Origin of the sequence: Parasphingopyxis marina, assembly GCF_014237875.1 — a bacterium.
Classification (GTDB): Bacteria; Pseudomonadota; Alphaproteobacteria; order Sphingomonadales; family Sphingomonadaceae; genus Parasphingopyxis; species Parasphingopyxis marina.
The window spans coordinates 1,030,406-1,053,005 of sequence record NZ_JACJVJ010000002.1 but is presented as its reverse complement, the minus strand read 5'-3'; the positions used below and the strand labels follow the sequence as shown (position 1 = coordinate 1,053,005).

General features: G+C 64.7%; 22 protein-coding genes. 12 read left to right on the top strand and 10 right to left on the bottom strand.

Annotated elements, in window-relative coordinates:
- Window positions 1-151: 151 nt before the first annotated feature.
- From H6P80_RS13900 to H6P80_RS13860, 9 genes are all read left to right on the top strand, one after another.
- A complete protein-coding gene (locus tag H6P80_RS13900; protein WP_185802154.1) occupies window positions 152-1,093 on the top strand; it encodes a DnaJ C-terminal domain-containing protein in 942 nt (313 codons plus the stop codon).
- 3 nt (window positions 1,094-1,096) lie between these two features.
- A complete protein-coding gene (locus H6P80_RS13895; protein WP_235973887.1) occupies window positions 1,097-2,068 on the top strand; it encodes a YihY/virulence factor BrkB family protein in 972 nt (323 codons plus the stop codon).
- Window positions 2,068-2,874: an enoyl-ACP reductase FabI gene (gene fabI / locus H6P80_RS13890; RefSeq protein WP_185801947.1), complete on the top strand. Its 807-nt coding sequence runs from the start codon at window positions 2,068-2,070 to the stop codon at window positions 2,872-2,874. Before H6P80_RS13895 ends, fabI begins: the two co-directional genes overlap by 1 nt.
- A gap of 10 nt (window positions 2,875-2,884) precedes the next feature.
- Window positions 2,885-3,394, top strand: coding sequence for a GNAT family N-acetyltransferase (locus H6P80_RS13885; protein WP_185801946.1), 510 nt, complete (start codon window positions 2,885-2,887; stop codon window positions 3,392-3,394).
- A complete protein-coding gene (gene aroC / locus H6P80_RS13880; RefSeq protein ID WP_185801945.1) occupies window positions 3,391-4,464 on the top strand; it encodes a chorismate synthase in 1,074 nt (357 codons plus the stop codon). Before H6P80_RS13885 ends, aroC begins: the two co-directional genes overlap by 4 nt.
- A 28-nt stretch (window positions 4,465-4,492) precedes the next feature.
- Complete coding sequence (locus tag H6P80_RS13875; protein WP_185801944.1) at window positions 4,493-6,280, top strand: SLC13 family permease; 1,788 nt, start codon at window positions 4,493-4,495, stop codon at window positions 6,278-6,280.
- Window positions 6,281-6,347: 67 nt separating this feature from the next.
- On the top strand, window positions 6,348-7,583 hold the full coding sequence (locus H6P80_RS13870) for a dicarboxylate/amino acid:cation symporter (protein WP_185801943.1): 1,236 nt from the start codon (window positions 6,348-6,350) through the stop codon (window positions 7,581-7,583).
- A 106-nt stretch (window positions 7,584-7,689) separates the two neighbouring features.
- The gene (locus H6P80_RS13865; protein ID WP_185801942.1) at window positions 7,690-7,926 is read left to right on the top strand and encodes a hypothetical protein; all 237 of its coding nucleotides are present in this window, start codon (window positions 7,690-7,692) and stop codon (window positions 7,924-7,926) included.
- 181 nt (window positions 7,927-8,107) lie between these two features.
- Window positions 8,108-8,419, top strand: a complete 312-nt coding sequence (locus tag H6P80_RS13860) for a hypothetical protein (protein WP_185801941.1) — start codon at window positions 8,108-8,110, stop codon at window positions 8,417-8,419.
- Between the two features lie 63 nt (window positions 8,420-8,482).
- On the opposite strand, the gene H6P80_RS13855 is transcribed toward H6P80_RS13860, so the two are convergent.
- The 4 genes from H6P80_RS13855 to H6P80_RS13840 form a co-directional block, all read right to left on the bottom strand.
- Complete coding sequence (locus H6P80_RS13855) at window positions 8,483-9,226, bottom strand: class I SAM-dependent methyltransferase (RefSeq protein WP_185801940.1); 744 nt, start codon at window positions 9,224-9,226, stop codon at window positions 8,483-8,485.
- Between the two features lie 20 nt (window positions 9,227-9,246).
- Window positions 9,247-10,293 carry an SO2930 family diheme c-type cytochrome gene (locus H6P80_RS13850; RefSeq protein ID WP_185801939.1) on the bottom strand — a complete coding sequence of 349 codons (1,047 nt, stop codon included), beginning with the start codon at window positions 10,291-10,293 and terminating at the stop codon, window positions 9,247-9,249.
- On the bottom strand, window positions 10,290-11,480 hold the full coding sequence (locus tag H6P80_RS13845; protein ID WP_185801938.1) for a parallel beta-helix domain-containing protein: 1,191 nt from the start codon (window positions 11,478-11,480) through the stop codon (window positions 10,290-10,292). The genes H6P80_RS13850 and H6P80_RS13845 overlap by 4 nt, the downstream gene beginning before the upstream one ends.
- 316 nt (window positions 11,481-11,796) lie before the next feature.
- Window positions 11,797-13,086, bottom strand: coding sequence for an adenylosuccinate synthase (locus tag H6P80_RS13840; RefSeq protein WP_185801937.1), 1,290 nt, complete (start codon window positions 13,084-13,086; stop codon window positions 11,797-11,799).
- Window positions 13,087-13,287: 201 nt separating this feature from the next.
- On the opposite strand from H6P80_RS13840, the gene H6P80_RS13835 reads away from it, so the two are divergent.
- The gene (locus tag H6P80_RS13835) at window positions 13,288-14,130 is read left to right on the top strand and encodes an alpha/beta hydrolase (RefSeq protein WP_185801936.1); all 843 of its coding nucleotides are present in this window, start codon (window positions 13,288-13,290) and stop codon (window positions 14,128-14,130) included.
- Here H6P80_RS13835 and H6P80_RS13830 read toward each other — a convergent pair.
- The 3 genes from H6P80_RS13830 to H6P80_RS13820 all read right to left on the bottom strand — a co-directional run bounded on the left by H6P80_RS13830 (window position 14,127) and on the right by H6P80_RS13820 (window position 18,179).
- Window positions 14,127-15,251 (bottom strand): ATP phosphoribosyltransferase regulatory subunit, encoded by a 1,125-nt coding sequence (locus tag H6P80_RS13830; protein WP_185801935.1) that lies wholly within the window; start codon window positions 15,249-15,251, stop codon window positions 14,127-14,129. The genes H6P80_RS13835 and H6P80_RS13830 overlap by 4 nt on opposite strands.
- A 43-nt stretch (window positions 15,252-15,294) precedes the next feature.
- Window positions 15,295-16,872, bottom strand: a complete 1,578-nt coding sequence (serA, locus tag H6P80_RS13825) for a phosphoglycerate dehydrogenase (RefSeq protein WP_185801934.1) — start codon at window positions 16,870-16,872, stop codon at window positions 15,295-15,297.
- A 146-nt stretch (window positions 16,873-17,018) separates the two neighbouring features.
- Window positions 17,019-18,179 (bottom strand): phosphoserine transaminase, encoded by a 1,161-nt coding sequence (locus H6P80_RS13820; RefSeq protein ID WP_185801933.1) that lies wholly within the window; start codon window positions 18,177-18,179, stop codon window positions 17,019-17,021.
- 161 nt (window positions 18,180-18,340) lie between these two features.
- On the opposite strand from H6P80_RS13820, the gene H6P80_RS13815 reads away from it, so the two are divergent.
- Together H6P80_RS13815 and H6P80_RS13810 are read left to right on the top strand one after the other, a co-directional pair.
- The gene (locus tag H6P80_RS13815; protein ID WP_185801932.1) at window positions 18,341-18,988 is read left to right on the top strand and encodes an extensin-like domain-containing protein; all 648 of its coding nucleotides are present in this window, start codon (window positions 18,341-18,343) and stop codon (window positions 18,986-18,988) included.
- Window positions 18,989-18,997: 9 nt separating this feature from the next.
- Window positions 18,998-19,897, top strand: a complete 900-nt coding sequence (locus H6P80_RS13810; RefSeq protein ID WP_185801931.1) for an LOG family protein — start codon at window positions 18,998-19,000, stop codon at window positions 19,895-19,897.
- 18 nt (window positions 19,898-19,915) lie between these two features.
- Here H6P80_RS13810 and H6P80_RS13805 read toward each other — a convergent pair whose 3' ends face one another.
- From H6P80_RS13805 to mutY, 3 genes are all read right to left on the bottom strand, one after another.
- The gene (locus tag H6P80_RS13805) at window positions 19,916-20,554 is read right to left on the bottom strand and encodes a c-type cytochrome (RefSeq protein WP_185801930.1); all 639 of its coding nucleotides are present in this window, start codon (window positions 20,552-20,554) and stop codon (window positions 19,916-19,918) included.
- A gap of 74 nt (window positions 20,555-20,628) precedes the next feature.
- A complete protein-coding gene (gene nudC, locus H6P80_RS13800) occupies window positions 20,629-21,522 on the bottom strand; it encodes an NAD(+) diphosphatase (protein ID WP_185801929.1) in 894 nt (297 codons plus the stop codon).
- Window positions 21,519-22,568 carry an A/G-specific adenine glycosylase gene (gene mutY, locus H6P80_RS13795; RefSeq protein ID WP_328805021.1) on the bottom strand — a complete coding sequence of 350 codons (1,050 nt, stop codon included), beginning with the start codon at window positions 22,566-22,568 and terminating at the stop codon, window positions 21,519-21,521. The genes nudC and mutY overlap by 4 nt, the downstream gene beginning before the upstream one ends.
- Window positions 22,569-22,600: the final 32 nt, after the last annotated feature.

Sequence of the window (22,600 nt, the reverse complement as noted above, 5' to 3'; positions counted from 1 at the left end):
CTCCTCGGCTGGATGGTGCCGGCCTTTCCGATTGTCGGCGGCAAGCATATGGCGGCTACAAGCGCTTGAAATCGGGAGAAACTACACCCATTTCGATAGTTGCATATCTGCAACAGTTGGCGAATGGGTCATGATATACGACACGGAGACTATGGCAGCGGATCCCTATGCAACCCTTGGCGTCTCGCGCGGCGCCAGTGAGGCCGAGATCAAGAAGGCGTATCGCAAGCTCGCCAAGGAGCTGCACCCTGATCGCAACACCGATAATCCGCAGGCGTCGGAGAAATTTTCCGCCGCGACCAACGCCTATGACCTCTTGTCCGACAAGGACAAGCGCGCCCAGTTCGATCGCGGCGAGATCGACGGCGAGGGCAATCCGACACATCCCTTTGGCGGTTTCGGTGGAGGCGCTTCCAGCCGCGGGCCGGGCGGCGCGCACTATGAATATTCCAGCGATGGCGGCGATCTCGGCGATCTCTTCGAGGGCCTGTTCGGCGGCGCCCGGCGCGGCGGCGGAGCAGGAGGACCGTTTAGCGGTTTCGGCCAGCGTCGGCCGCCGCCTCCGCAAAAGGGCGCCGATGTCGCCTACAAGCTTGCGGTTTCTTTCGAGGATGCGGCCACGCTCGCAACGCAGCGGCTGACGCTGGCCTCGGGCAAGACGATCGACCTGAAGCTCAAGCCCGGCGTCGAAACCGGCACCCAGATGCGCCTTTCCGGTCAGGGCCAGGCGGGCCCGGGCGGCAATGGCGATGCGCTGATCGCGATTACCGTCAAGCCGCATGGCTTTTTCGAGCGCGATGGCGATGATATCCGGCTCGACCTCCCGATCGGCCTCGACGAGGCGGTAAAGGGCGCGAAGGTGAAGGTGCCGACCGTCGACGGCGCCGTGATGCTGACGGTCCCCAAAAACGCCGCTTCGGGCAAGGTGCTGCGGCTCAAGGGCAAGGGGTTTCACAAGAAGAGCGGCGGTCGCGGCGATCAGCTCGTCCGGCTGGAGATCGACCTGCCCCAGGACGATGCCGCGCTCGCCGAATTCGTGAAGGACTGGACGCCCGGTACGCCGCAAAACCCGCGCTCCAAATTCGGTGTCTAGCCTTTGACGCATGAAGCCTCGCTCTCGCCCGAAGCCCGGCGCCGGCTGGCGATCGAGCGCGTCAGGCAGGGCAAGGAACCCGATCGGCCCGCGCCGAAAAGCTTCGGCTGGACGACGCTCAGCCGAGTTTTCGAAGGCGTCTATGCCGAAGGCTTCATACATGCCGGCAATCTTGCCTTCATGGCGTTGCTGGCACTGTTTCCGTTCATCATCGTTCTCGCGGCGCTGGCGCAGGTATTCGGACAGACCGAGCAGGGGCTGCAGGCGGTTTCGGTGTTCCTCGAAAATGTACCGCCCAGTGTGGCGAGCACGCTCGAAGACCCTATCGCCAGCGTCCTTTCGGCGCGCACCGGCAACCTGTTATGGGTCGGCGCGCTGATCGGGCTGTGGACGACCGCGAGCTTCATCGAAACGATCCGCGAGGTGCTGCGCCGGGCTTATGGCACGCCCTTTGGCCGCCCCTTCTACGAATACCGGATATTCTCGATCGGACTGATCATCTTGTCGGTCGCGCTGGCGCTGCTCGCCTTCGGCCTGCAATTCGCGCTGACCGGCGTGGAGCAGTTCATCTACGGCGTGGTGCCGGCTCTTGAGGACTATCGGATCTTCATCGTGTTTTCGCGGATCGTGCCCGCGCTCGGCATCTATACCGGCTTCTATCTCGTCTTCTGGTCGCTGACGCCGCGGCAATACCGGTCTCGCCGTTTTCCCAAATGGCCGGGCGCGTTGCTGGTTACGATCTGGTGGCTGGGAACGACGGCGCTGATGCCGGTCGTGCTCGCCAATCTCATCAGCTACGATCTGACCTATGGCAGCCTGGCCGGCGTCATGCTGGCGCTGATCTTTTTCTACATCATCGGCTATGGCGTCGTCGTCGGCGCGCATTTGAACGCGGCACTGGCGGAACCGGCTGAAAGCGAGCTAAAGAAAGCCGCGGAACAAGCAGAACAAGAGATCACGATCGAGGAGCCGTAATGCCGGGATTGATGGAAGGAAAACGCGGGCTGATCATGGGCCTCGCCAATGATCGGTCGCTGGCCTGGGGTATTGCCAAGCAGCTGCACGAACAGGGCGCGGAAATGGCCTTCAGTTACCAGGGCGAGGCGCTGGAACGGCGCGTGCGGCCGCTGGCCGAGAGCCTGGGCTCGGATTTCCTGATCGAGTGCGATGTTTCCGACATGGATGCGCTCGACGCGACCTTCGCGACCCTGAAAGATCGGTGGGAGACGATCGACTTCGTCGTCCATGCCATCGGTTTTTCGGACAAGAACGAGCTGCGCGGCAAATATGTCGACACCAGCCTCGAAAATTTCTTGATGACGATGAACATCTCGGTCTACAGCATGGTCGCCGTCACCAAGCGTGCCAGCGAGATGATGCCGGGGGGCGGATCGATCCTGACCCTGACCTATTATGGCGCGGAGAAAGTCGTGCCGCACTATAACGTCATGGGGCCGGCCAAGTCGGCGCTGGAAACCAGCGTACAATATCTGGCGATGGATTTGGGGCCGGACAATATCCGGGTCAACGCGATTTCCGCCGGGCCGATCAAGACGCTGGCCGCCAGCGGCATCGGCGATTTCCGCTATATTCTGAAATGGAACGAGCTGAATTCGCCGCTGCGCCGCAATGTGACGATCGAGGATGTCGGCGGGGCGGGCCTCTATCTGCTCAGTGATCTCGCCTCGGGCGTCACCGGCGAAACCCATCATGTCGATGCCGGTTATAATGTGATCGGCATGAAGGCCGAAGACGCGCCCGATATCGCGCTTGAGAAGTGATCGGCGAAAGGTGATCGAGATTCGGGAGGCGGCCGGCGACGGCGCGGCTATTCGCGCCGTCCACGAAGCGGCGTTCGATACCGATATGGAGGCCTGGCTGGTCGAAAAGCTGGCGGCGGACGGGGATTTGCGTCTCTCGCTGGTTGCCTTGCGGGAGGATCATTGCATCGGCAATCTCATCCTTTCCGCGATGAAGGCGCAGGCCGACGGCAAGCCCTTCAACGCCATCGCGCTCGGCCCGATCGGCGTGCTGCCCGAATGCCAGAAATCGGGCGTCGGTTCGGCGCTTATGGAGGCGGCCATCGCCTGGGCGAGGGACGAGGGTTATGCGGCGATCTTCCTGCTCGGCGATCCCAACTATTACGGCCGTTTCGGATTTTCGGTCGAAAAGGCCCAGCCCTTCGCGTCTCCCTATATGAGCGAATATTGGCAGTTGCTGCCGCTCTCCGGCGATTTTGTGCTGCCCAAATCGGCAAGCGCCGCCTATGCTGACGCCTTTGCGATGTACGAGGACGAATGAGTTACAACAGTTTCGGCCATGTTTTCCGGTTCACGACCTGGGGTGAAAGCCATGGGCCGGCGCTCGGCGCCGTGATCGACGGCTGTCCGCCGGGCATCGCGCTGGACGAAGGCGATATCCAGCCCTGGCTCGACAAGCGCAAGCCCGGCCAATCGCGCCACACCACCCAGCGGCGCGAGCCCGATGCGGTGAAAATCCTGTCCGGTACGTTCGAAGGACGGACGACGGGCACGCCGATTTCCCTGATGATCGAGAATGCCGACCAGCGCTCGAAGGATTATTCTGACATCGCCGCCAAATACCGGCCCGGCCATGCCGATTACACCTATGACGCGAAATACGGCTTTCGCGACTATCGTGGCGGCGGGCGGTCCTCGGCGCGTGAAACCGCGGCGCGGGTCGCGGCGGGCGCGGTGGCGCGCAAGATACTCGGCGAAACCATCGCGATCCGGGGCTATCTCGTGGAACTCGGCGGCATACCGATTGACTCCGCCCGTTTCGACGAGGCCGCGATCGACGCCAATCCCTTTTTCTGCCCCGATCCCGTCGCCGCAGCGCAATGGGAAGAGGCCGTCGACAAGGCGCGCAAGGCCGGGTCTTCGCTCGGGGCGATCGCCGAATGCACGGCGACCGGCGTCCCGCCCGGCTGGGGCGCGCCGGTTTATGCCAAGCTCGACGGCGAACTGGCGGCGGCGATGATGTCGATCAACGCCACCAAGGGCGTGGAGATCGGCAACGGTTTCGAAGCGGCTCGGATATCGGGCGAAGACAATGCCGATGCGATGCGACCGGGTAATGACGGCCGTCCGCGTTTCCTGTCGAACAATGCCGGCGGTGTCCTGGGAGGAATCTCCAACGGCGATGCGATCGTCGCGCGCACGGCGTTCAAGCCTACCAGCTCGATCCTTACGCCGGTCGAAACCGTGACGCGGGAGGGCGAAGCGACCGAAATTTCCACCAAGGGCCGTCACGATCCCTGTGTCGGCATTCGCGGCGTGCCTGTCGTCGAGGCGATGATGGCGCTGGTGCTCGCCGATCAAATGCTGCTTCACCGGGCCCAATGCGGCTGATAAGCTGCCCGGTTCAGGGGTAAGAAATTTGGAAGAAATTCGGGCCTTTATCGAACTGCACCAGGCGGCGATCGGCCTTGCAATCCTGCTGATCATGTTCGTCGCGTTCGTCTTCGAACGCTTCCCGGCAGCGGTCGTGGCGCTATTCGGCGCCTGCACCTTCCTGTTTCTCGGGATATTGAGTTCGGAAAACCTGCTTTCGGTTTTCTCCAACCCCGCGCCGATCACCATCGGGGCGATGTTCGTGCTTTCGGGCGCGTTGCTGCGCACCGGGACGATCGACGCGATCGCGAGCGCGATCGTGGCGCGCGCCGCGAAACGCCCGCGGCTCGCCCTGATCGAGCTGTTCGCCGGGGCGTTCGTCGCTTCGGCATTCATGAACAATACGCCGGTCGTGCTCGTCCTCATTCCGATCATGGCGCGGCTTGCCGCGGCGACCGGCATGTCCGTCAGGCGTCTGCTGATCCCGCTCTCCTATATCTGCATCCTGGGCGGTACGATGACCTTGATCGGGACATCGACCAACCTGCTCGTCGACGCCGTCGCCCGGCAGGAGGGGCTGGAGCCTTTCGGGATATTCGAAATATCGCCCTATGGCCTGATGGCCGGGCTCGCGGGCGCGGTGACGCTCGCCATATTCGGCCCGCTGCTGCTGCCCGAGGGCGATCCGGAAACCCTGTATCGCAGCCCCGAGGACACCGACTTCCTGACCGAATTGATCGTGACCGAAGACAGCGAGGTTATCGGCCGCAAATATGGCGAGCTTTCCGCGCTCCGGCCCACCCGCGTCAAAGTGCTCTCGATCAAGCGCGACGAGAAATTCATCCGTCACGAGTTGCGGGAGGAGATCGCCATGGCCGGCGATCATGTCGTCATTCGCACCGACATGACCGAACTCCTGTCGCTTCGGCGAACGCGCCAGTTCGAAATGGGCATCGCCGGGCGCAACGGGCCGAGCGCCAATAGCGAGGCGCTGGTCGAAGCGACGATCGCGCCGACCCATCCCAGCCTTGGCCGCCGCCTCGCCGATATCCCGTTTCTGAGCCGGCTGCGCGTCCGCATCATCGGCATCACGCGTCACCGCCAGCTGCCGGGCCCGGATATGCCCAATGCGCGCATGCGCGCGGCAGACCGGCTGCTCGTCACGGGATCCGAAGACGCGATCCGGCGGATGTACGAGAATCCGAACCTGCTCGGCGTCGGCCAGACGCGGATGCGCGAATTCCGCCGCGATCGCGCGCCGATCGCGATCCTCGCCCTGGCGGCGGTCGTCACGCTGGCGGCGCTCAACATCGTGTCGCTCGCGGTCGCCGCGATCCTGGCGATGGGCGCGATCCTCGCCGCACGCTGTATCGACGCGGAAGAAGCCTGGGGCTCGATCGACGGCAATGTGCTGATCCTGATCTTCGCGATGCTGGCTGTCGGGGTTGGGCTGGAAGAGGCGGGAAGCGTCCAGCTGATCGTCGATGCGGCGGTGCCGATGCTATATTCGGTCCCGCCATGGGCGCTCATCTTCGTCGTCTATATTCTCTCGGTGATGCTGACCGAGATCGTGACCAACAACGCCGTCGCGGTGATCGTCACGCCGATCGTCATCGGCCTTGCCAACCAGCTCGGCGTCGATCCGCGCCCGCTCGTCATCGCGGTCATGTTCGCCGCCTCGGCCAGCTTCGCGACGCCGATCGGCTATCAAACCAACACGCTGGTCTATGCGGCAGGCAACTACCGCTTCGTCGATTTCCTGAAGGCCGGCCTGCCGCTGACGGCGGCGGTCGGGTTCACCACCTGCTGCACCATCGCCTTCCTCTTTTCCTAAGAGAGTTGCGGCGGCCCGCTCGCCCCTCTAGCTTTGCGGGAAATTTCGAGCGGGAGGGACGCGTCGCATGAAATTCTGGTTCAGGATCCCGCTCTGGCAGCGCGTCGTCGCGGCGCTCATACTCGGCATCATCGTCGGCAGGATCTGGGGGCCGGACGCGGAAAGCATCAAGTGGATCGGCGATTTCTTCATCGCCTCGATCAAGATGCTCGTCGTTCCGCTGATCTTCTTCTCGCTCGTCTCGGGCGTCACCGCGATCGGGGATATCAGCAAGCTCGGCCGCGTCGGCGGGCGCGCTTTGCTGCTTTTCGTCATTACCGGGCAGATCGCCGTCTGGCTGGGCCTTGCCATGGGAACCTGGCTGATGCCCGGTTCCGGCGTCGACAGGAGCCGGATCGCGGTTTCCGAATTTGCCCAGCCCGAACAGATCAGCTGGACCGACCGGATCATCGCGATCGTCCCGCAAAGCCCGGTACAGGTCATGGCGGCGGTCGATGTGCTGCCGCTCATCGTTTTCGCACTGCTCGTCGGCATCGGGATATTGATGGCCAAGGAACAGGGCGATCCGGTCGCGAAGGTGTTCGATTCCGGCGCGATCATCATGCAGAAGGTGACGATCGTCGTCATGGAGCTGACCCCGTTCGGCGTGTTCGCGCTGATGGCATGGGTCGCCGGCACGCTCGGCGCGGACGCGCTGGCCGCCCTCGCCAAGCTTGTCGCGCTCAACTATGCGGGCTGCCTGATCATCATCTTCGTCATGTATTCCGCGATGATAAAATTCATCGCGCGAACCTCGGTGATCGGCTTCTTTCGCGGTATCATCGACGCGATCGCGGTGTCCTATTCGACGGCTTCGTCCAACGCGACGCTACCGGTGACCTTGCGCTGCACCCAGCGCAACCTGGGTGTCTCGGCCAGCGTTTCGAGTTTCGTCGTTTCGCTCGGCGCAACCGTCAACATGAACGGTACGGCGATGTATCTGGGGCTCGTCACGCTGTTCGGCGCGCAGGTTTTCGGCGTCGAACTGACATGGGGCCAATATTTCCTGATTTCGATATTGGGGACGTTGGGGGCCGTCGGCGCGGCGGGCATTCCGGGCGCGGGCCTGATCATGATGGGTATGGTCTTCAGCGCGGTCGGCGTGCCGCTCGAAACCATCGGCCTGGTCGCGGGTATCGACCGGATCATGGATATGATGCGCACCACGACGAACGTTTCGGGCGATGCGGCGGTGGCGACGACGGTCGCGAGCATGACCGGCGAACTCGATCGCGACGAACTGGTTTCTGCCGACGACGTTTGACGTTTTGCCGCTGGACAAAAATCGCCGCCGGACCCATGGGAATCGTCGGCGAAACCGGGCTTGCATCGCAATCCCGGTCGGGGGCCGGTTTTACGGAGAAATGACCATGAAACGCATTGTCTTTGCTCTTGCATTGGCATCGGCTTTTGCCGCGCCTGCCTTGGCCCAGGACGAGGCCGACGACGCGGAAATGACGGCCGAAGAACAGGCCGCATTCGATGCGGAAAAGGATGACGCTGTCGCTTCCGACGAAGGCACCGGCCTTTCGGCGGAAGAGGAGGCGGTTCTCGACGCCGAAAAGGCGGCTTCGGATACCGCCGGAGATGCTGAAGATCCCAAATAGCGCACCGGACGAGATTGCCGGCTTTGAGGGCGACGAAGCGATTTCGTCGCCCTTTTCTTTCGGCTGGGCGTGAATACCGCCCAGCCGTGCATCTATCCGGGCAAGGCGTGGCGCCAATACGGGCGGCAACCGTTCTCTCTCCACCAATGGAGGAGATAAGATTATGAAAAAGAGCATTATTTTGGCAAGTTCGGCTCTCGCGATCGCGGCTTCGCCGGCAATGGCGCAGCTCGGAACCGATGCGGCCACCGGCGTAGCGGCCGGCGTGACGCAGGAAACCACGACCAGTTCCGCGCTTTCCGCCGGTACGCCCGCCACCGGCCTCGACGCCGCGACCAATGCGCGGGTGCGCACCGATGCGGACGCCGATGCCGGCTCGGTAGCCAGCGCCGGCACGCATGATGGCGGTGTCGATGCGGCAACTTCGGCCGCGGCCGATGCCGATGTGGAAGCGGAGGCCGAGGCCGACGTCGAAGCCGACCCGCAGAAATAGGCTGCCACTATCCGATCGATCGGGCGGCGGGCCGAGAGGCCTGCCGCCCTTTCTCTATGCGCGCTAGGCGTGGCGGATGCCGATCACGGTTCCCTTGGTGCCGTCATGGGTCAGGCGGAAATCGATATTCGGCCAGTCCCGCTGCCAGCGGCGACGCACGATCCGTTCGCCGGGCCGCGCACCATCGTCGAGCATCACGACCCCGCCGATCGAAAGTTTGTCGAACAGGCTGGCCGCGGCGCCGCGGCCGAAGGGGTGGATCGTCCAGCAGGGGCCGTCGATCAGCATCAGGTCGATATCGTCGGGCAGCGCGCCATGATCGTACCACAGGCCGCGCCATCGGCCCGGCGCCTCGGTCAGCGGCACGCCGCGCATGTCGGCGGTAAGGCCGTGCTGGCCGAGCCATGAGCGGGTCGCATCGACAAAGCCCGCATGCTGATCGAAGCTGATCAGCCGGCCCGTGCCGTTGATCTGGAGCGCGCGCGCCGCGATCAGGGTCGATGCGCCCGCGCCGAATTCGACGACGAGCTGCGGTTTGCTGTGCAGGATATGGTCGGCGATCTTGTGGAGCAGGCTCGTATCGGCCTTCCAGCTGCCGAGATTGGGCAGCGCATCCTGGGGCAAATCCAGCTTTTCCAGCAACCGGCGCTTCTCCGCCTGGGTGCCGCCGCGCAGCGAGCGGAGCAGCCAGGGCCATTGCACCGCGCCGATGCCGAGCAAGGTGGCCCAATCCTTCCAGTCGCGTTCGAAACGCGCCTCATCGGCATGGGCGAGCGGCAGGAACTGGGTGGATTCGCGGGATGTCATCGCTGTCCTCTCAACTCGTTCTACGACGCCGGTTGCGGCATCTCCGCTATATAACGCCTGATCAGCGCAATGGCTTCCCTGTGCAGCAGGGCCCGTCCCAATTCGGGCATGGCAATGCCGGGATCGTCGGTTTGCATACGGAAGAGCAGGATCGACCGGTCGGGATCGCCCGGCGCGATATCGAAGGCCAGATTGCCGCTGCCGCGCCCCGCCGCGACCGGGCGTTTCAATATGCCGCGCGCGACGGTGTCGGCTTCCTGATATTGAAGGAACAGGCCGGAATTGCTCGCCGGGCCGTCGCGATTGTGACAATGGGCGCAATTGACGTCGAGATAGGCGCGGGCGCGCTCGGCGAGGCTCCCGTCACTCTCGTCGTCCCAGACGGGAAGGCGCGGCGCGTCGACCGGCGCGCGGTCGAGAAAGCCCCAATCGACCCATTGCGCGAGCCGGCTGCCGTCGTTCAGGTTGCGCGCCTGCGGGCCGATCAGGGTGATCTCGTCATGGCGCGCGTGGCAGCCCTTGCACTGGTTCTGGTTGGGGACGCGGTAGCTGATCGCCTGGGTTTCGCCCTGCGCGTCGATCCAGCTCGCGGGCAGCCGCCGCCCCGCGCGCGCCAGCACGGCCTCGCTGCCGTCTTCGTTCCAGATATAGGGCAGCGCCACCCAGCCGCTCTCGCGGCGCAGCAGCACCCGCGTCTCGATCCAGCGGACCGGGCTGCCGGGATCGCGGAAATCGGCCGGATAGCCGAAGCTCTTGATCAGCGCCGAACCCACGGGAAAATCGAGCACGCCTTCTTCGGTGTAGCGCACGGTTTGCCCCTCGGGCACGAAGGCGAAGCGCTGCTTCACCGCATAGTCGGAAAAGAGCGGCGTGTTGAGCTCATAGCCGATAACGCGGGCGTTCGGCGTCTGGCCGATCCCGTCGCTGAAAAAGCGAAATTCGGAAAGATTGCGCGGCAGCGTGTCGCCGAGGATCACATCGAGCGCGACGGGCGCCCGACCAGGCTGGGCCGCACTGGCGCTGACGAGCGCCAGCCACCCGAACAGGGCGGCAAGCGCGCGGATCACTGGTCGGCAGCCTCCATGGCCATCGGCAGCGAGACTTCGCCGGGCTGTTCGGGAATGTCGTCGGTGTGGAGATCGACGGGCTGCGGCTGCGCTTCGGCGACCGATTGCCCGGCCGCGGTCAGCCCGAGCGAAAGCACCATCGCCTCGTCATTGCTCAGGATCGCCTCGCCGGTGCCGTCCCACAGGATCGGCGGCAGCTGCCCGCCCACGGCTGCCGCTAGCATCTCTCCGCCCTCGAAATCGGGCGCGTAGCCGGCATTGCCGTGCTGGTTGTTCTCGAGGAACACCGCGCGGGGCAGGGGATTGTAGTTGGGATCGTCGAACGCCTGGGTGTAGGAAACGATCATCACATTGCTCGTGCCGTTGTCGGCGATCATGTTTTCGAACACATGGACGTTGCGATTGGCCATGATCATCACGCCCGTTCCCGTCGGCACGCTCGCCACGATATTGCCCTCGGGCGCGAAGTTCGGCGTGTTGTTGTCCTGGATCATGTTGCGGAAGACGCGCACCGAATGGCCGCCCATCTGCGGCAGGTTGGGCAGGTCGAAGACAAGGATGCCGCCGGTATTCTGGGTGACCATGTTTTCGTAGACATCGGCATTGAAGCTGTTCTCGATCTCGATGCCCGCGACATTGTTGCGCACGATATTGTGGCGCACGACGATCCGGTCCGACTGGCCGACATAGATGCCCGCGTCCGACGCGCCCGAGACGATCGAATTTTCGACCAGCACATCCTCCGACTCCACCGGATAGAGGCCGTAGGCGCCGTTGGTTTCGGCCGGGCCTCCCGTCCATTCGACGCGCAGGCCGCGATAGACGATGCGGTCGGCTTCCTTGGACTTGATTCCGTCGCCGGCCGAATTCTCGACCGCGAAGCCGGTCAGCACGACATCGTCGGCGGTGACGAGCAGGCCTTCGCCCGATCCCTGCTGATTGGTGAAATCGAGGATCGTCGCGTCGGCGCCCGCGCCCTGCACGGTGACGCCCGCGACATCGAGCGATAGCCCATCCGTGAGTTCGAACCGGCCCTCGCCGATCTGCACGGTATCGCCCGGCGCGGCCTCGATCAGTGCGGTCTGCAGCCGCTCCTGCGCATTGTCCCCGGCTTCGACGGTGATGGTGGTGGCGAACGCGCTCGTCGAGGCGAGCAGCGCCACGGTGGCGGCGGCAAGAATCTTCATCAGGCTGGCCCTCTCTCTATTTGAGGGGAAATTAGCCTGTTTGCACGGGTGTAAGCAATGGCGATCGGCGTGGAGCGCCGGGCAGCCAAATTGCGCTGTCCTACAGCTAACCAAATAGGTTATGTATAGGCTTATGACCCGAAATCGTAAACCCGTTTCGCCCGAATGGTCCCTTGCCGACTGCACTGTCGAGGAGGAGGGTAAAGGTCGACAGTCCGGGAATTTCAAACCCCGATCCGTGTCAACCAGTGTCAACCTGATCACGCCGTCACCCCAGCCTTCGCTGGAATGACGCATTAAAGGAGAGCGATGATCCTCAATCCGCGAACGGATCGCGGACCAAAATCGTGTCTTCGCGCTCGGGGCTCGTCGAGACGAGGGCGACCGGGCAGCCGATCAGTTCCTCGACGCGGCGGACATATTTGATGGCCTGGGCGGGAAGCTCGTTCCAGGTGCGGGCGCCGGCGGTGGTTTCGCTCCAGCCGTCCATCGTCTCGTAAACGGGTTTCGCGGCGGCCTGGTCGGGCGGGCTGGGCGGGAGATAGTCGTAATGCGTGCCATTGACGTCATAGCCGATGCAGATCTTGATCTCCTCGAACCCGTCGAGAACGTCGAGCTTGGTCAGCGCGACGCCGGTGACGCCGGACACCGCGATCGACTGGCGCACGAGCACCGCGTCGAACCAGCCGCAGCGGCGCTGCCGCCCGGTGACGGTGCCGAATTCATGGCCGCGCTCGCCGAGTTTCTGGCCGACCGCGTCTTCGAGTTCGGTCGGGAAGGGACCGGAGCCGACGCGGGTCGTGTACGCCTTGACGATGCCGAGCACGAAGCCGACCGCGCCGGGGCCGAGGCCCGATCCGCCCGCCGCCGTGCCCGCGATGGTGTTGGACGAGGTGACGAAGGGATAGGTGCCGTGATCGACGTCGAGCAGCACGCCCTGCGCGCCTTCGAACAGGATGCGCTTGCCCTGCTTGCGGGCCTCGTTGAGCGAGTGCCAGACAGGTTTCGCGAAGGGCAGGACGAAATCGGCGATCTCGGTGAGGTCCGCCAGGAGCCGCTCGCGGTCCACCGGCGGTTCGCCGAAGCCGGCGCGCAAGGCGTCATGATGCGCGCAGAGGCGATCGAGTTGCGGGCCGAGATCGTCGAGATGGGCGAGATCGCAGACGCGGATCGCGCGGCGGCCGGCCTTGTCTTCATAGGCCGGCCCGATGCCGCGCCGGGTGGTGCCGATCTTCCCTTCGCCCGATGCATCCTCGCGCAGCCCGTCGAGATCGCGGTGGATCGGCAGGATCAGTGGGCAGGTCTCGGCGATATGGAGCTTGTCGGGCGTGACTTCCACGCCCTGCGCGGCGATCTTCTCGACCTCGGCCTTCAGCGCCCAGGGATCGAGCACCACACCGTTGCCGATCATCGAGAGCGTGCCGCGGACGATGCCCGAGGGGAGGAGCGAGAGCTTGTAGGTCTCGTTGCCGATGACGAGCGTGTGCCCGGCATTGTGGCCACCCTGGAAGCGGACGACGACATCGGCCCGGGCGGAGAGCCAGTCGACGATCTTCCCCTTGCCCTCATCGCCCCATTGGGCGCCGATCACGGTGACATTGGCCATGGATACACTCCTCCAACCTGCCAGCTGGATCCGAAACGCCCTTCGACAGGACTCGGCGAGCGGATGAATGGGCGGGCCGGTGGCCCGGGTGCGCGAGCCTCCTACTGGCAGGTGCCCGCGCAAGTCAACGGCGCCATTCACGGGGCGTTAAAAGGAGAGGGGCGATCATTACGGCTCCGGTTCCTTGTGAAAGGTTTGGCTATGGCAAAGCGATGGATGGCCGGGCTCGGCCTGGCGGCGGTGTTTCTGGCAGGCACAGCGACATTGAGCGGCGGCGCGGCGGCGCAGGAGACGCTCTCTTTCGGCAGTGACCGGCATCAGGCGGTAGATTTCTACGCCGCCCCCAACCCGGGTGCGGACGTGCCGCTCGTCCTGTTCATCCATGGCGGCGGCTGGCGGATCGGCAACCGCGGCTATGTGCAGGACAAGCCGGAATTTTTTAACGGCCTCGGCTATGCCTTCGCATCGACCGGCTATCGCCTCGTGCCCGACGGGACGGTGGAGGACCAGGCGGAGGACATCGCTTCGGCGGTGGCGCTATTGCGCCGCAGGGCGCGCGCGCTTGGCTTCGATGGCGATCGGATCGTGCTGGTCGGGCATAGCGCGGGGGCGCATCTTGCGGCGCTGGTGGCGACCGATCCGCGCTATCTGCGCGGCGACCTCGGCGCGATTTCCGGCGTCGTCCTGCTCGATGGCGCCGGTTACGACGTTCCCCGGCAGATGGCGGACGCGCGGCGCTTCATGGCGCGGATGTACCGCAACGCCTTCGGCACGGACCGCGCCCGGCAATTGGCGCTATCGCCGAGCGAGCACACGGCGCGGCCCAATGCGCCGGACTGGCTGATCCTCTATGTGGCGAGCCGGCACGATTCGCGGGCCCAGTCGGTCGGGCTGGGCGAGCGGCTGCGCGCGGCGGGCGACCATGTCCGGGTGGAGGCGATGCAGGACACCAATCACGGCGAACTCAATCGCGGGCTCGGCACGGACCGCAGCCCGGCGACGCCGGTCGTGCAGGCCTATCTGCGGGAACTGTTCGGCCGCTAGAGCGGCTGGGGCGTTTGGCCGTCGAGCCGGTGGGTGCAGCCCAGCCGTTCGGCGCTATCGGCATCGGTCAGCGCGGCGACCGTGCGCCAGCCTTCGGCACGCAGCGAGACGGCGAGCGCGGGATCGGTGCCGAGCGGCACGAACAGCCGGCGCTTGTCCTTCGCGCCGAGCCCGGCATCGACCAGCGGATCGAGATAGAGCGAAAAGCCCATCGCCGGTTCCTCGGCATCGCCCTCGGCGCAAATCGCATAGCTGCCGCCGCGGCCGATCTCGCCGCCCAGTTCGGCGCCGAACAGCGAGAAGCCGATCCAGCTCTGATATTCGAAGCCATGGCGCTCGGTGGGATCGAGGGTGACGGTGGCCCGGCCTTCGAGCGCTTCGGCGATCTGTTGGAGCCCGTCGAGCCGCGACGTCAGCGCGTCGCCGGCATCGATGGCCCGCATCCGTTCGAGCGCGGGGCCGATCGGCCCGGCGGCGCGGATCAGCGGCAGATAGGCTTCGGCGCCCAGCGCGGCGATCGCGCCGGCGTCCTTCTCGTCGAGTTCGGCGCGGACCGATTCGATCTGGCCTTCGGGGAGCGGGAAGGGACCCGCTGCCAGAGTCGGCACGAGATCGGGCAAGGTGAGGTCGACGGTGATCTCGCCGACACCCGCCGCCGTCAGCGCCTCGACGGCCATCGTCAGGATCTCGCGCGCCGCGGCGACGCCGTCGCTGCCGATCAGTTCCGCGCCGGCCTGAAGCAATTGCCGCTCGGGCCGCAATTGCGTCGCGCGCAGTTTCAGCACCTCGCCGCCATAGGCGAGGCGCAAGGGGCGCGCGCGGTGGGCCATGCGCGTCGACGCGATCCGGCCGACCTGCGCGGTGATATCGGGCCTCAGCGCGAGCGTGCGCTGCGAGGCGGGATCGATGATCCTGAGCAGATCCTGCGCGCCGCCGAGCTTGAGCTGGCCGACCAGCCCCTCCTCGAACTCCGCCAGCGGCGGCGAGACGCGCTCATAGCCATAGGAAGCGACCGTATCGAGCACGGTGCGGAGCAGCCGCGCGGCAGCCTCCGCGTCCGGCGGCAGCCGGTCGCGCAGGCCTTCGGGCAGCAGCCCCTTGGAGATAGGATCGCTCGTCATGCGGAAGCTCTTAGCCTGTCCGATCCGGTTCTAGAAGCGCCACCTAGAAGCTCAGCGACTTCACGGTTTTGACGCCTTCCAGGTTGCAGACCTGCCACATCACCGGTTCCTCGACCCGCTGGTCGACCGAGAGGAGAAGGATCGCCTCGCCGCCGCCATCGCGCCGCCCAAGGTGGAAGTTGCCAATATTGACGCCGGCTTCGCCCAAGGTGGTACCGATGCGGCCGATAAAGCCCGGCTTGTCCTCATTGACGATGTAGAGCATCGCGCCGTCGAGATCGGCCTCGATGTTGATCCCGAAAATCTCGACCAGGCGTGGCGCGGCTTCGCCGAACAGCGTGCCCGCGACGGACTTCTCGCCCTCGTCGGTCATCACCGCGACGCGGACGAGCGTGTGATAGACGCCTTCCCGGTCGTGCCGGATTTCGCGGACGTCGAGCCCGCGTTCCTTGGCGAGATATGGCGCGTTCACCATGTTCACCGTGTCGGTAAAGGCGCTCATGAACCCGGCGAGCACGGCGCCTGTGATCGGTTTCGGGTTGAGCTCGGCGGCCGCGCCTTCGAGTTCGATCGAGATTGAGCGCAGCGCGTCATGCGCCAACTGACCCACCAACGAACCCAGCTTTTCGGCGAGTTCCATATAGGGTCGCAGCTTCGGCGCTTCCTCGGCCGAGAGCGAGGGCATGTTGAGCGCATTGGTGACGCCGCCGTCGATCAGATAGTCGGACATCTGCTCCGCCACCTGGATCGCGACATTGATCTGCGCTTCCGAAGTGGACGCGCCGAGATGCGGCGTGGAGATCAGGCCCGGCGTGCCGAACAGGGCGTTTTCCTTGGCCGGCTCCTCGACGAACACGTCGAGCGCCGCTCCCGCGACATGCCCCGATTCGAGCGCTTCCTTGAGCGCTGCCTCGTCGATCAGGCCGCCGCGCGCGCAGTTGATGATGCGTACGCCGGGCTTCATCTTCGCGATGGCTTCGGCCGAAATGATGCCGCGCGTCTGGTCGGTCAGCGGGGTGTGCAGGGTGATGAAATCGGCCCGGGCAAACAGTTCGTCCAGGGTCACCTTTTCGACGCCGAGTTCGATGGCGCGCTCCTCCGAAAGGAAGGGATCATAGGCGGCGACCTTCATCTTCAGGCCGTGCGCGCGATCCGCGACGATCGATCCGATATTGCCGGCTCCGATCAGGCCCAGCGTCTTGTGCGTCAGTTCGACGCCCATGAACTTCGATTTTTCCCATTTGCCGGCCTGGGTCGAGGTGTCGGCTTCGGGAAGCTGGCGGGCGAGCGCAAACATCAGCGCGATAGCGTGTTCGGCGGTGGTGATCGAATTGCCGAACGGCGTGTTCATCACGACCACGCCATGAGAGGAAGCTGCGGGCACGTCGATATTGTCGACGCCGATGCCGGCGCGGCCGATCACTTTCAGGTTGGTCGCGGCCTCGAGGATCTTCGGCGTCACCTTGGTCGAAGACCGGATGGCGAGGCCGTCATACTCGCCGATGATCTCGGCCAGTTCTTCCTTCGAAAGGCCGGTCTTTTCGTCGACTTCGATCCCGCGCTCGCGGAAGATCTCTGCGGCTTTGGGGTCCATCTTGTCGGAAATCAGTACCTTGGGCATTGCAATATCCCTTTTTGGTCAGGGCGATCCTCGGATCGCCGAGCCGTCACCCTGAACTTGTTTCAGGGTCCACTCCTCATTCTGCGATGTGCCTGCGAATGGAGAAGCGGATGCTGAAACATGTTCAGCATGACGGCGAAATTGTCTCAGGAAAGCTCGGTCTTGACCTGCTCGTACGCCCATTCGATCCAGGGCAGCAGCGCGGCGACATCGTTGGCTTCGACCGTCGAGCCGCACCAGATCCGCAAGCTTGGCGGGGCATCGCGGTAGCCGTTGAAATCATAGCCGATGTCCCGGTCTTCGAGCATCTTCACGATCTTCTTCGGCACCGCGGCTTTGTCCTCGTCGGACAGGCCGTCATACCATTCGCCCTGGAACACCATGCAGACGCCGGTGTTGGTGCGCTTGGCCGGATCGGACACCATGTTGCGAAGCCAGGGCGTCGCTTCGATCCAGTCGAGCACGACCTTGCTGGCGCGGTCGGCCCGGGCGACGAGTTCGCTGCGTCCGCCGATCGACTTCGCCCATTCCAGCGCGGCGATATAGTCTTCGGTTGCGAGCATCGAGGGCGTGTTGATCGTTGCGCCTTCGAAGATCGCGCCGTTGATCTTGTCGCCTTTCTTCACGCGGAAGATTTTCGGCAGCGGCCAGGGCGGATCATAGCTTTCGATCCGCTCGACGGCCCGGGGGCTGAGGATCAGCATGCCGTGCGCGGCTTCCGATCCCATCACCTTCTGCCAGCTGTACGTCGTGGCATCGAGCTTCGACCAGTCCATCTCCTGCGCGAAGATGGCCGAAGTCGCATCGTTGATGGTGATGCCTTCGCGGTCGTCGGCGATCCAGTCGGTATTCGGGATCTTCGCGCCCGAAGTCGTGCCGTTCCAGGTGAAGACGATGTCGTCGCCCTTGTCGATCGAGGCGAGGTCGGGGATTTCGCCATAATCGGCTTCGAGCACCGTCAGGTTGGCGGGCTTGAGCTGCTTCACCGCGTCCTGGATCCAGACATTGCCGAAGCTTTCCCATGCGGCGACGGTGACCGGGCGGGCGCCCAGCATGTTCCACATGGCAAGCTCGACCGCGCCGGTGTCGGAACCGGGCACGATGCCGATCAGATAATCGTCGGGGATGCCGAGCAGCTCGCGGCTGAGGTCGATCGCATATTTGAGGCGGCTCTTGCCGAGCGCCGAACGGTGCGAGCGGCCGAGCGATTCGGTGCTCAATTTGTCGAGCGACCAGTCGGGGAATTTGGAGGTGGGTCCGGATGAAAAAAACGGGCGGCCCGGACGGACCGTAGGTTCACTAGTCATGTATTCTCTCCTCACAGAGAGCACGCGCTGCGTTGGGACAGCGTGGCCCGGCGCCCCAATGCGTATCGCAGCGCAGCATGTCAACGGAGAAAGCGCACGGCTCGACTCAAAATCCTCCCGCGTTCGTTGACCCGTGCCGCCCGCGAGATAGCGTTCCCTCCATGCGTATCGGGGGGACGATCCTTTTGTGTCTGCTGCTCGCATCTTGCGGGCTCGTCGATGGCCGTTCGGATAACCGGCCGGCGCCGCAGCAGCGTACCGAACGCCTGCCGGCACCAAGCGCCGATTTGCGCCAATGCCTTGGCAATCTCAGCCGCGACGGCGTGGAATATACGCGCCTGCCGGATCGCAATTTCAGCCGGGGCTGCCGGGCTATCGGCGCTGTCCAACTGCTTCAGGTCGGCGTCCCGACCCGCAATCTCGGCGCGATGACCTGCCCGCTCGCCGCGCGCTACGGCCGTTGGGTGCGCGAAGTGCTGCAACCGGCGGCGCAGCGCCGTTTCGGCGAGCAGGTGACGCTGGTCGAAACCTTCGGAACCTATAGCTGCCGCAATATCAACGGTAGCGGAAGGCTGTCCGAACATGGCAAGGCCAACGCCATCGATATTTCGGCCTTCACGCTGGCCGGCGGCCGCCGAATCACGGTGCAGGAAGGGTGGCGCGGGGACCGGCGGGAGCGGGAATTCCTGCGCGAGCTCCATAGCGGCGCCTGCGAGCGTTTCGAAATCGTGCTCGGCCCGGACGCCAATGCCGATCATTATAACCATTTTCATTTCGACATGGGTGATCGCGGGCCATATTGCCGCTAAGGGTTTGGCATGAGAGACCCGCACATCCCCGATCACATCTTCTATTCCTCCGGCGAAGATGCCGCCTATGCGCGCCAGTCGCCGACCTCCACGCCGCAGACCGAGGACCCGGCCTATCGGCTTGCCTTTCAGGATACCGATTTCCTGCTGCGCGAGGATCTGCGTCCGATCCGATTCCAGCTGGAGCTGCTGAAGCCGCAGATATTGCTCGAGGAAGCGAATATCGGGTCGACGCTCGTGATGTACGGGTCCGCCCGCATTCCCGAACCGGCGCTGGCCGATGCGATGGTCGAAGCCGTCGAGGGACCGCAAAGAAAGATCGCGGAAAATCTGCGCGCAAAGGCCAAATATTATGACGAAGCGCGCGCGCTTGCGCGTCTCGCGAGTCGCTGCGCGCCCGATGAAGACGGCAAGCGCCAGTTCGTCGTCTGCTCGGGCGGCGGCCCTTCGATCATGGAAGCCGCCAATCGCGGCGCGGCGGACGAAGGCGAGGAATCGATCGGCCTCAATATCGTGTTGCCGCACGAACAGGCGCCCAATGAATATGTGACGCCGTCCCTAAGTTTCCAGTTTCACTATTTCGCGCTTCGGAAGATGCACTTCCTGATCCATGCGCGCGCGGTTGCCGTTTTCCCCGGGGGGTTCGGCACGTTCGACGAGATGTTCGAGCTGCTCTGCCTCGTCCAGACGGGCAAGATGAAGCCGCTGCCGATCATCCTGTTCGGTGAGGAATTCTGGACGCGGGTGATCGATTTCAAGGCGCTGGCCGAAGAGGGGACGATTTCCCCGGACGATCTCCATATCATCCGCTTCGCCGAAACCGGCGAAGAAGCCTGGGCGATGATCCGCGAATTTTATCAGGAACCGACCGGCTGGAAAAACCAGCCGAACGTGCTGGCCGCCGACTAGCTCGCCTTCAGCTGGCGATCATTCGCCTTCGGGCGCTGCCTCGCCGGTATCGGCCTCGGTTGCCGCTTCCGCTTCCGGGTCCGCATCTTCGGCGCCTTCGATGGCCGCGTCTTCGGCTTCCGTTTCTTCCTCGGCCGCGGGCGGCGGCGGCAGCGCAACATTCGAACCTTGCGCGTTCATGTAGAGGATCACGGCGGCCCGATCGAGCGGATCGGAGAGGCCGGCAAAGCTCATTTTCGTGCCCGGGGCATAAGCCGAGGGACGGCGCAGCCACTCGTTGAGGGCATCGAAATCCCAGGGTCCAGCAATCTCGGCGATGGCCGAGGAATAGGCATAGCCGGCGCGATGGCCGTGCGCGGCGCCGACGACGCCGTAGAGATTCGGCCCGATGCCGTCCGCACCGCCCTGGTTGATCGTGTGGCAGCTCGCGCAGCGGCGGAAAATGCTTTCGCCCTGTTCGACGGTGGCCGTGTTCAGCGCTTCGGCGATCGACATCTCGGCTTCTTCCGCGCCGCCTTCGGCTTCGACGCCCTCGACATGATAGCCCATGGTTTCGGGGCGCTCGGCGTGAAAAACTTCGCCCATCACGATTGACGAGCCCAGCGCGACGATGCCGCCTGCCAGTGCCCAGCCTGCAATGGTGTTGAACTGACTCATGTCTTCGGTTCCCGTGGTCAGGAGTGCTTGGGCGGTGCTTTAGAGAGCGGAGCGCTCTATCGCAAGCGCCCAAATCACGCTTTGTCGGCGTCGCTTTCGACCCAGGCGCGCAGCAGCGTGTGGGCGATGGCGAAATGCGGCGGTGCGATGAACGGGGCGTCCGGCGCGCCGGCCAGCGATGCGGCGACCTCTTCCTTCGAAACCCACATCGCCGCCTCCAGTTCCTCGATATCGAGGGTCAGCGCGTCATCCTCCACCGGGGCAATACAGGCCATCATCAGCGAGTTGGGAAAGGGCCAGGGCTGGCTGGCGAGATAGCGGACCTCTTTCGCGCGGACGCCGGCTTCCTCGAACAGTTCGCGCGCGACTGCTTCCTCGATCGCTTCGCCGGGTTCGACGAAGCCGGCAAGCGCCGAATAGCGGTCCGGCGGGAAGCGCGGTTGGCGGCCGACCAGCGCCTTGCCTTCATATTCGGCGAGCATGATGACGACCGGATCGACGCGCGGGAAATGTTCGGCATCGCACGCCGGGCATTTGCGGCCCCATCCGGCCTTGGTGACCCTGGAGCGCGTGCCGCAGCGGCTGCAGAACAGATGCCCGCGATGCCATTCGATCAGTGAGCGCGCGGCCGCGTAGGTGGACGCTTCCTCGGGCGGCATCATGTCGAGCTGCCGCCAGACGGCATAGGCCTGCATGCCGGGCGTCTGGCCTTCTTCGATCAGCGGCGCGAAACAGGGCGCGTCGCCGTCAAGGCCAAGGAACAGCAATTCCGCGCCGTCCGGGCGGTCGGCCATGGAACCCCAGCAGAGCAGCCCATCCGGCCCCAGTTCGGGATCGAGATCGGCGAGCTTCAACAGGCGCGCGCGCAGGCTGCGGCACTGTTCCGCCACCGCTTCGTCGCTGATCCGGATCTGGTCGGCGCGTTCGATCAGCGATCCCGTGAGCCCGGTGCGGTACGCATATCTCATTCGTCATCCTCTCGTTGCGCACGTCGTTGCGCGCGGGCAAGCGCGGCGGCCTTGGCGAACAGCGTCGGCAGCCCGGCACCCTCTATCGTGTCGATCGGCCACCATTCGCCCTCCACGCCTTCCCGCGTCAACCCGCTTGCGGCGACGACATCGAGCTCCAGCGCGAAATGGGTGAAGACATGGGATACGGTGCCGCGCGCTTCCCATTCGGCTGCGACGGGCGCGTCGGCGAGGCCAGGCGCGGCCTCCTCCCAGGCGCCGCTGGGAAGTGCGCGCATTCCGCCCAGCATTCCCCGCGCCGGGCGGCGGACGAGCAGCACCTCGCCTTCATGTTCCAGCCAGAAGGCCGTGCCGCGCTTCACGGGTTTCGCCTTTTTCGCCGGCTTGACCGGATAGGCGGCAGGATTGTCCGTCTCGGCTGCCGCGCAGCCGGCGCGCAACGGGCAGGCGGTGCAATCGGGGTTGCGCGCCGTGCAGATCGTTGCGCCAAGATCCATCATCGCCTGCGCAAAATCACCGGTGCGTTTCCGCGGTGTCAGTTCCTCGGCGATCCGTCTTATTTCGGGACGGGCGCGGGGCAGCGGCGTTTCGATGGCGTGCAGCCGTGCGACGACGCGCTCCACATTGGCATCGACGACGGCGGCCGGCTCGCCAAAGGCGATCGCGGCGATCGCCGCGCCGGTATAGGCGCCGATGCCGGGCAGGGCGCGCAGCCCTTTCTCGGTTTCGGGGAACTGCCCGCCATAATCGGAGGTGACGGCGCGGGCGCAGGCATGGAGATTGCGAGCCCGGGCATAATAGCCGAGCCCTGCCCAGGCGGCCATAACGTCGGCCTCATCCGCCGCCGCGAGCGCCTCGACATTCGGCCAGCGTTCGGTGAACTTCCGGTAATAGGGCTTCACCGCTGCGACGGTGGTCTGCTGCAACATGATTTCGGATAGCCAGACCCGATAGGGATCGGGCGGCGGATCACCCGGCCTGGCGCGCCAGGGCAGCGTGCGCCCGTTCGCGTCGTACCAGTCCAGCAAGGTTTCGCTAACCGTCACCAGCCCCGCTTTCCGGGCGTTTTGGCCTTCCG

Excerpts from the sequence above, each read along its gene's own strand:
- H6P80_RS13820 (WP_185801933.1), bottom strand. The coding sequence starts at position 18,179 with ATGACTAGTGAACCTACGGTCCGTCCGGGCCGCCCGTTTTTTTCATCC.
- H6P80_RS13855 (WP_185801940.1), bottom strand. The coding sequence starts at position 9,226 with ATGACATCCCGCGAATCCACCCAGTTCCTGCCGCTCGCCCATGCCGAT.
- H6P80_RS13870 (WP_185801943.1), top strand. The coding sequence starts at position 6,348 with ATGAAATTCTGGTTCAGGATCCCGCTCTGGCAGCGCGTCGTCGCGGCG.
- H6P80_RS13835 (WP_185801936.1), top strand. The coding sequence starts at position 13,288 with ATGGCAAAGCGATGGATGGCCGGGCTCGGCCTGGCGGCGGTGTTTCTG.
- H6P80_RS13845 (WP_185801938.1), bottom strand. The coding sequence starts at position 11,480 with ATGAAGATTCTTGCCGCCGCCACCGTGGCGCTGCTCGCCTCGACGAGC.
- H6P80_RS13840 (WP_185801937.1), bottom strand. The coding sequence starts at position 13,086 with ATGGCCAATGTCACCGTGATCGGCGCCCAATGGGGCGATGAGGGCAAG.
- fabI (WP_185801947.1), top strand. The coding sequence starts at position 2,068 with ATGCCGGGATTGATGGAAGGAAAACGCGGGCTGATCATGGGCCTCGCC.
- H6P80_RS13810 (WP_185801931.1), top strand. The coding sequence starts at position 18,998 with ATGAGAGACCCGCACATCCCCGATCACATCTTCTATTCCTCCGGCGAA.
- H6P80_RS13900 (WP_185802154.1), top strand. The coding sequence starts at position 152 with ATGGCAGCGGATCCCTATGCAACCCTTGGCGTCTCGCGCGGCGCCAGT.
- H6P80_RS13815 (WP_185801932.1), top strand. The coding sequence starts at position 18,341 with ATGCGTATCGGGGGGACGATCCTTTTGTGTCTGCTGCTCGCATCTTGC.
- aroC (WP_185801945.1), top strand. The coding sequence starts at position 3,391 with ATGAGTTACAACAGTTTCGGCCATGTTTTCCGGTTCACGACCTGGGGT.
- nudC (WP_185801929.1), bottom strand. The coding sequence starts at position 21,522 with ATGAGATATGCGTACCGCACCGGGCTCACGGGATCGCTGATCGAACGC.
- serA (WP_185801934.1), bottom strand. The coding sequence starts at position 16,872 with ATGCCCAAGGTACTGATTTCCGACAAGATGGACCCCAAAGCCGCAGAG.
- H6P80_RS13805 (WP_185801930.1), bottom strand. The coding sequence starts at position 20,554 with ATGAGTCAGTTCAACACCATTGCAGGCTGGGCACTGGCAGGCGGCATC.
- H6P80_RS13865 (WP_185801942.1), top strand. The coding sequence starts at position 7,690 with ATGAAACGCATTGTCTTTGCTCTTGCATTGGCATCGGCTTTTGCCGCG.
- H6P80_RS13830 (WP_185801935.1), bottom strand. The coding sequence starts at position 15,251 with ATGACGAGCGATCCTATCTCCAAGGGGCTGCTGCCCGAAGGCCTGCGC.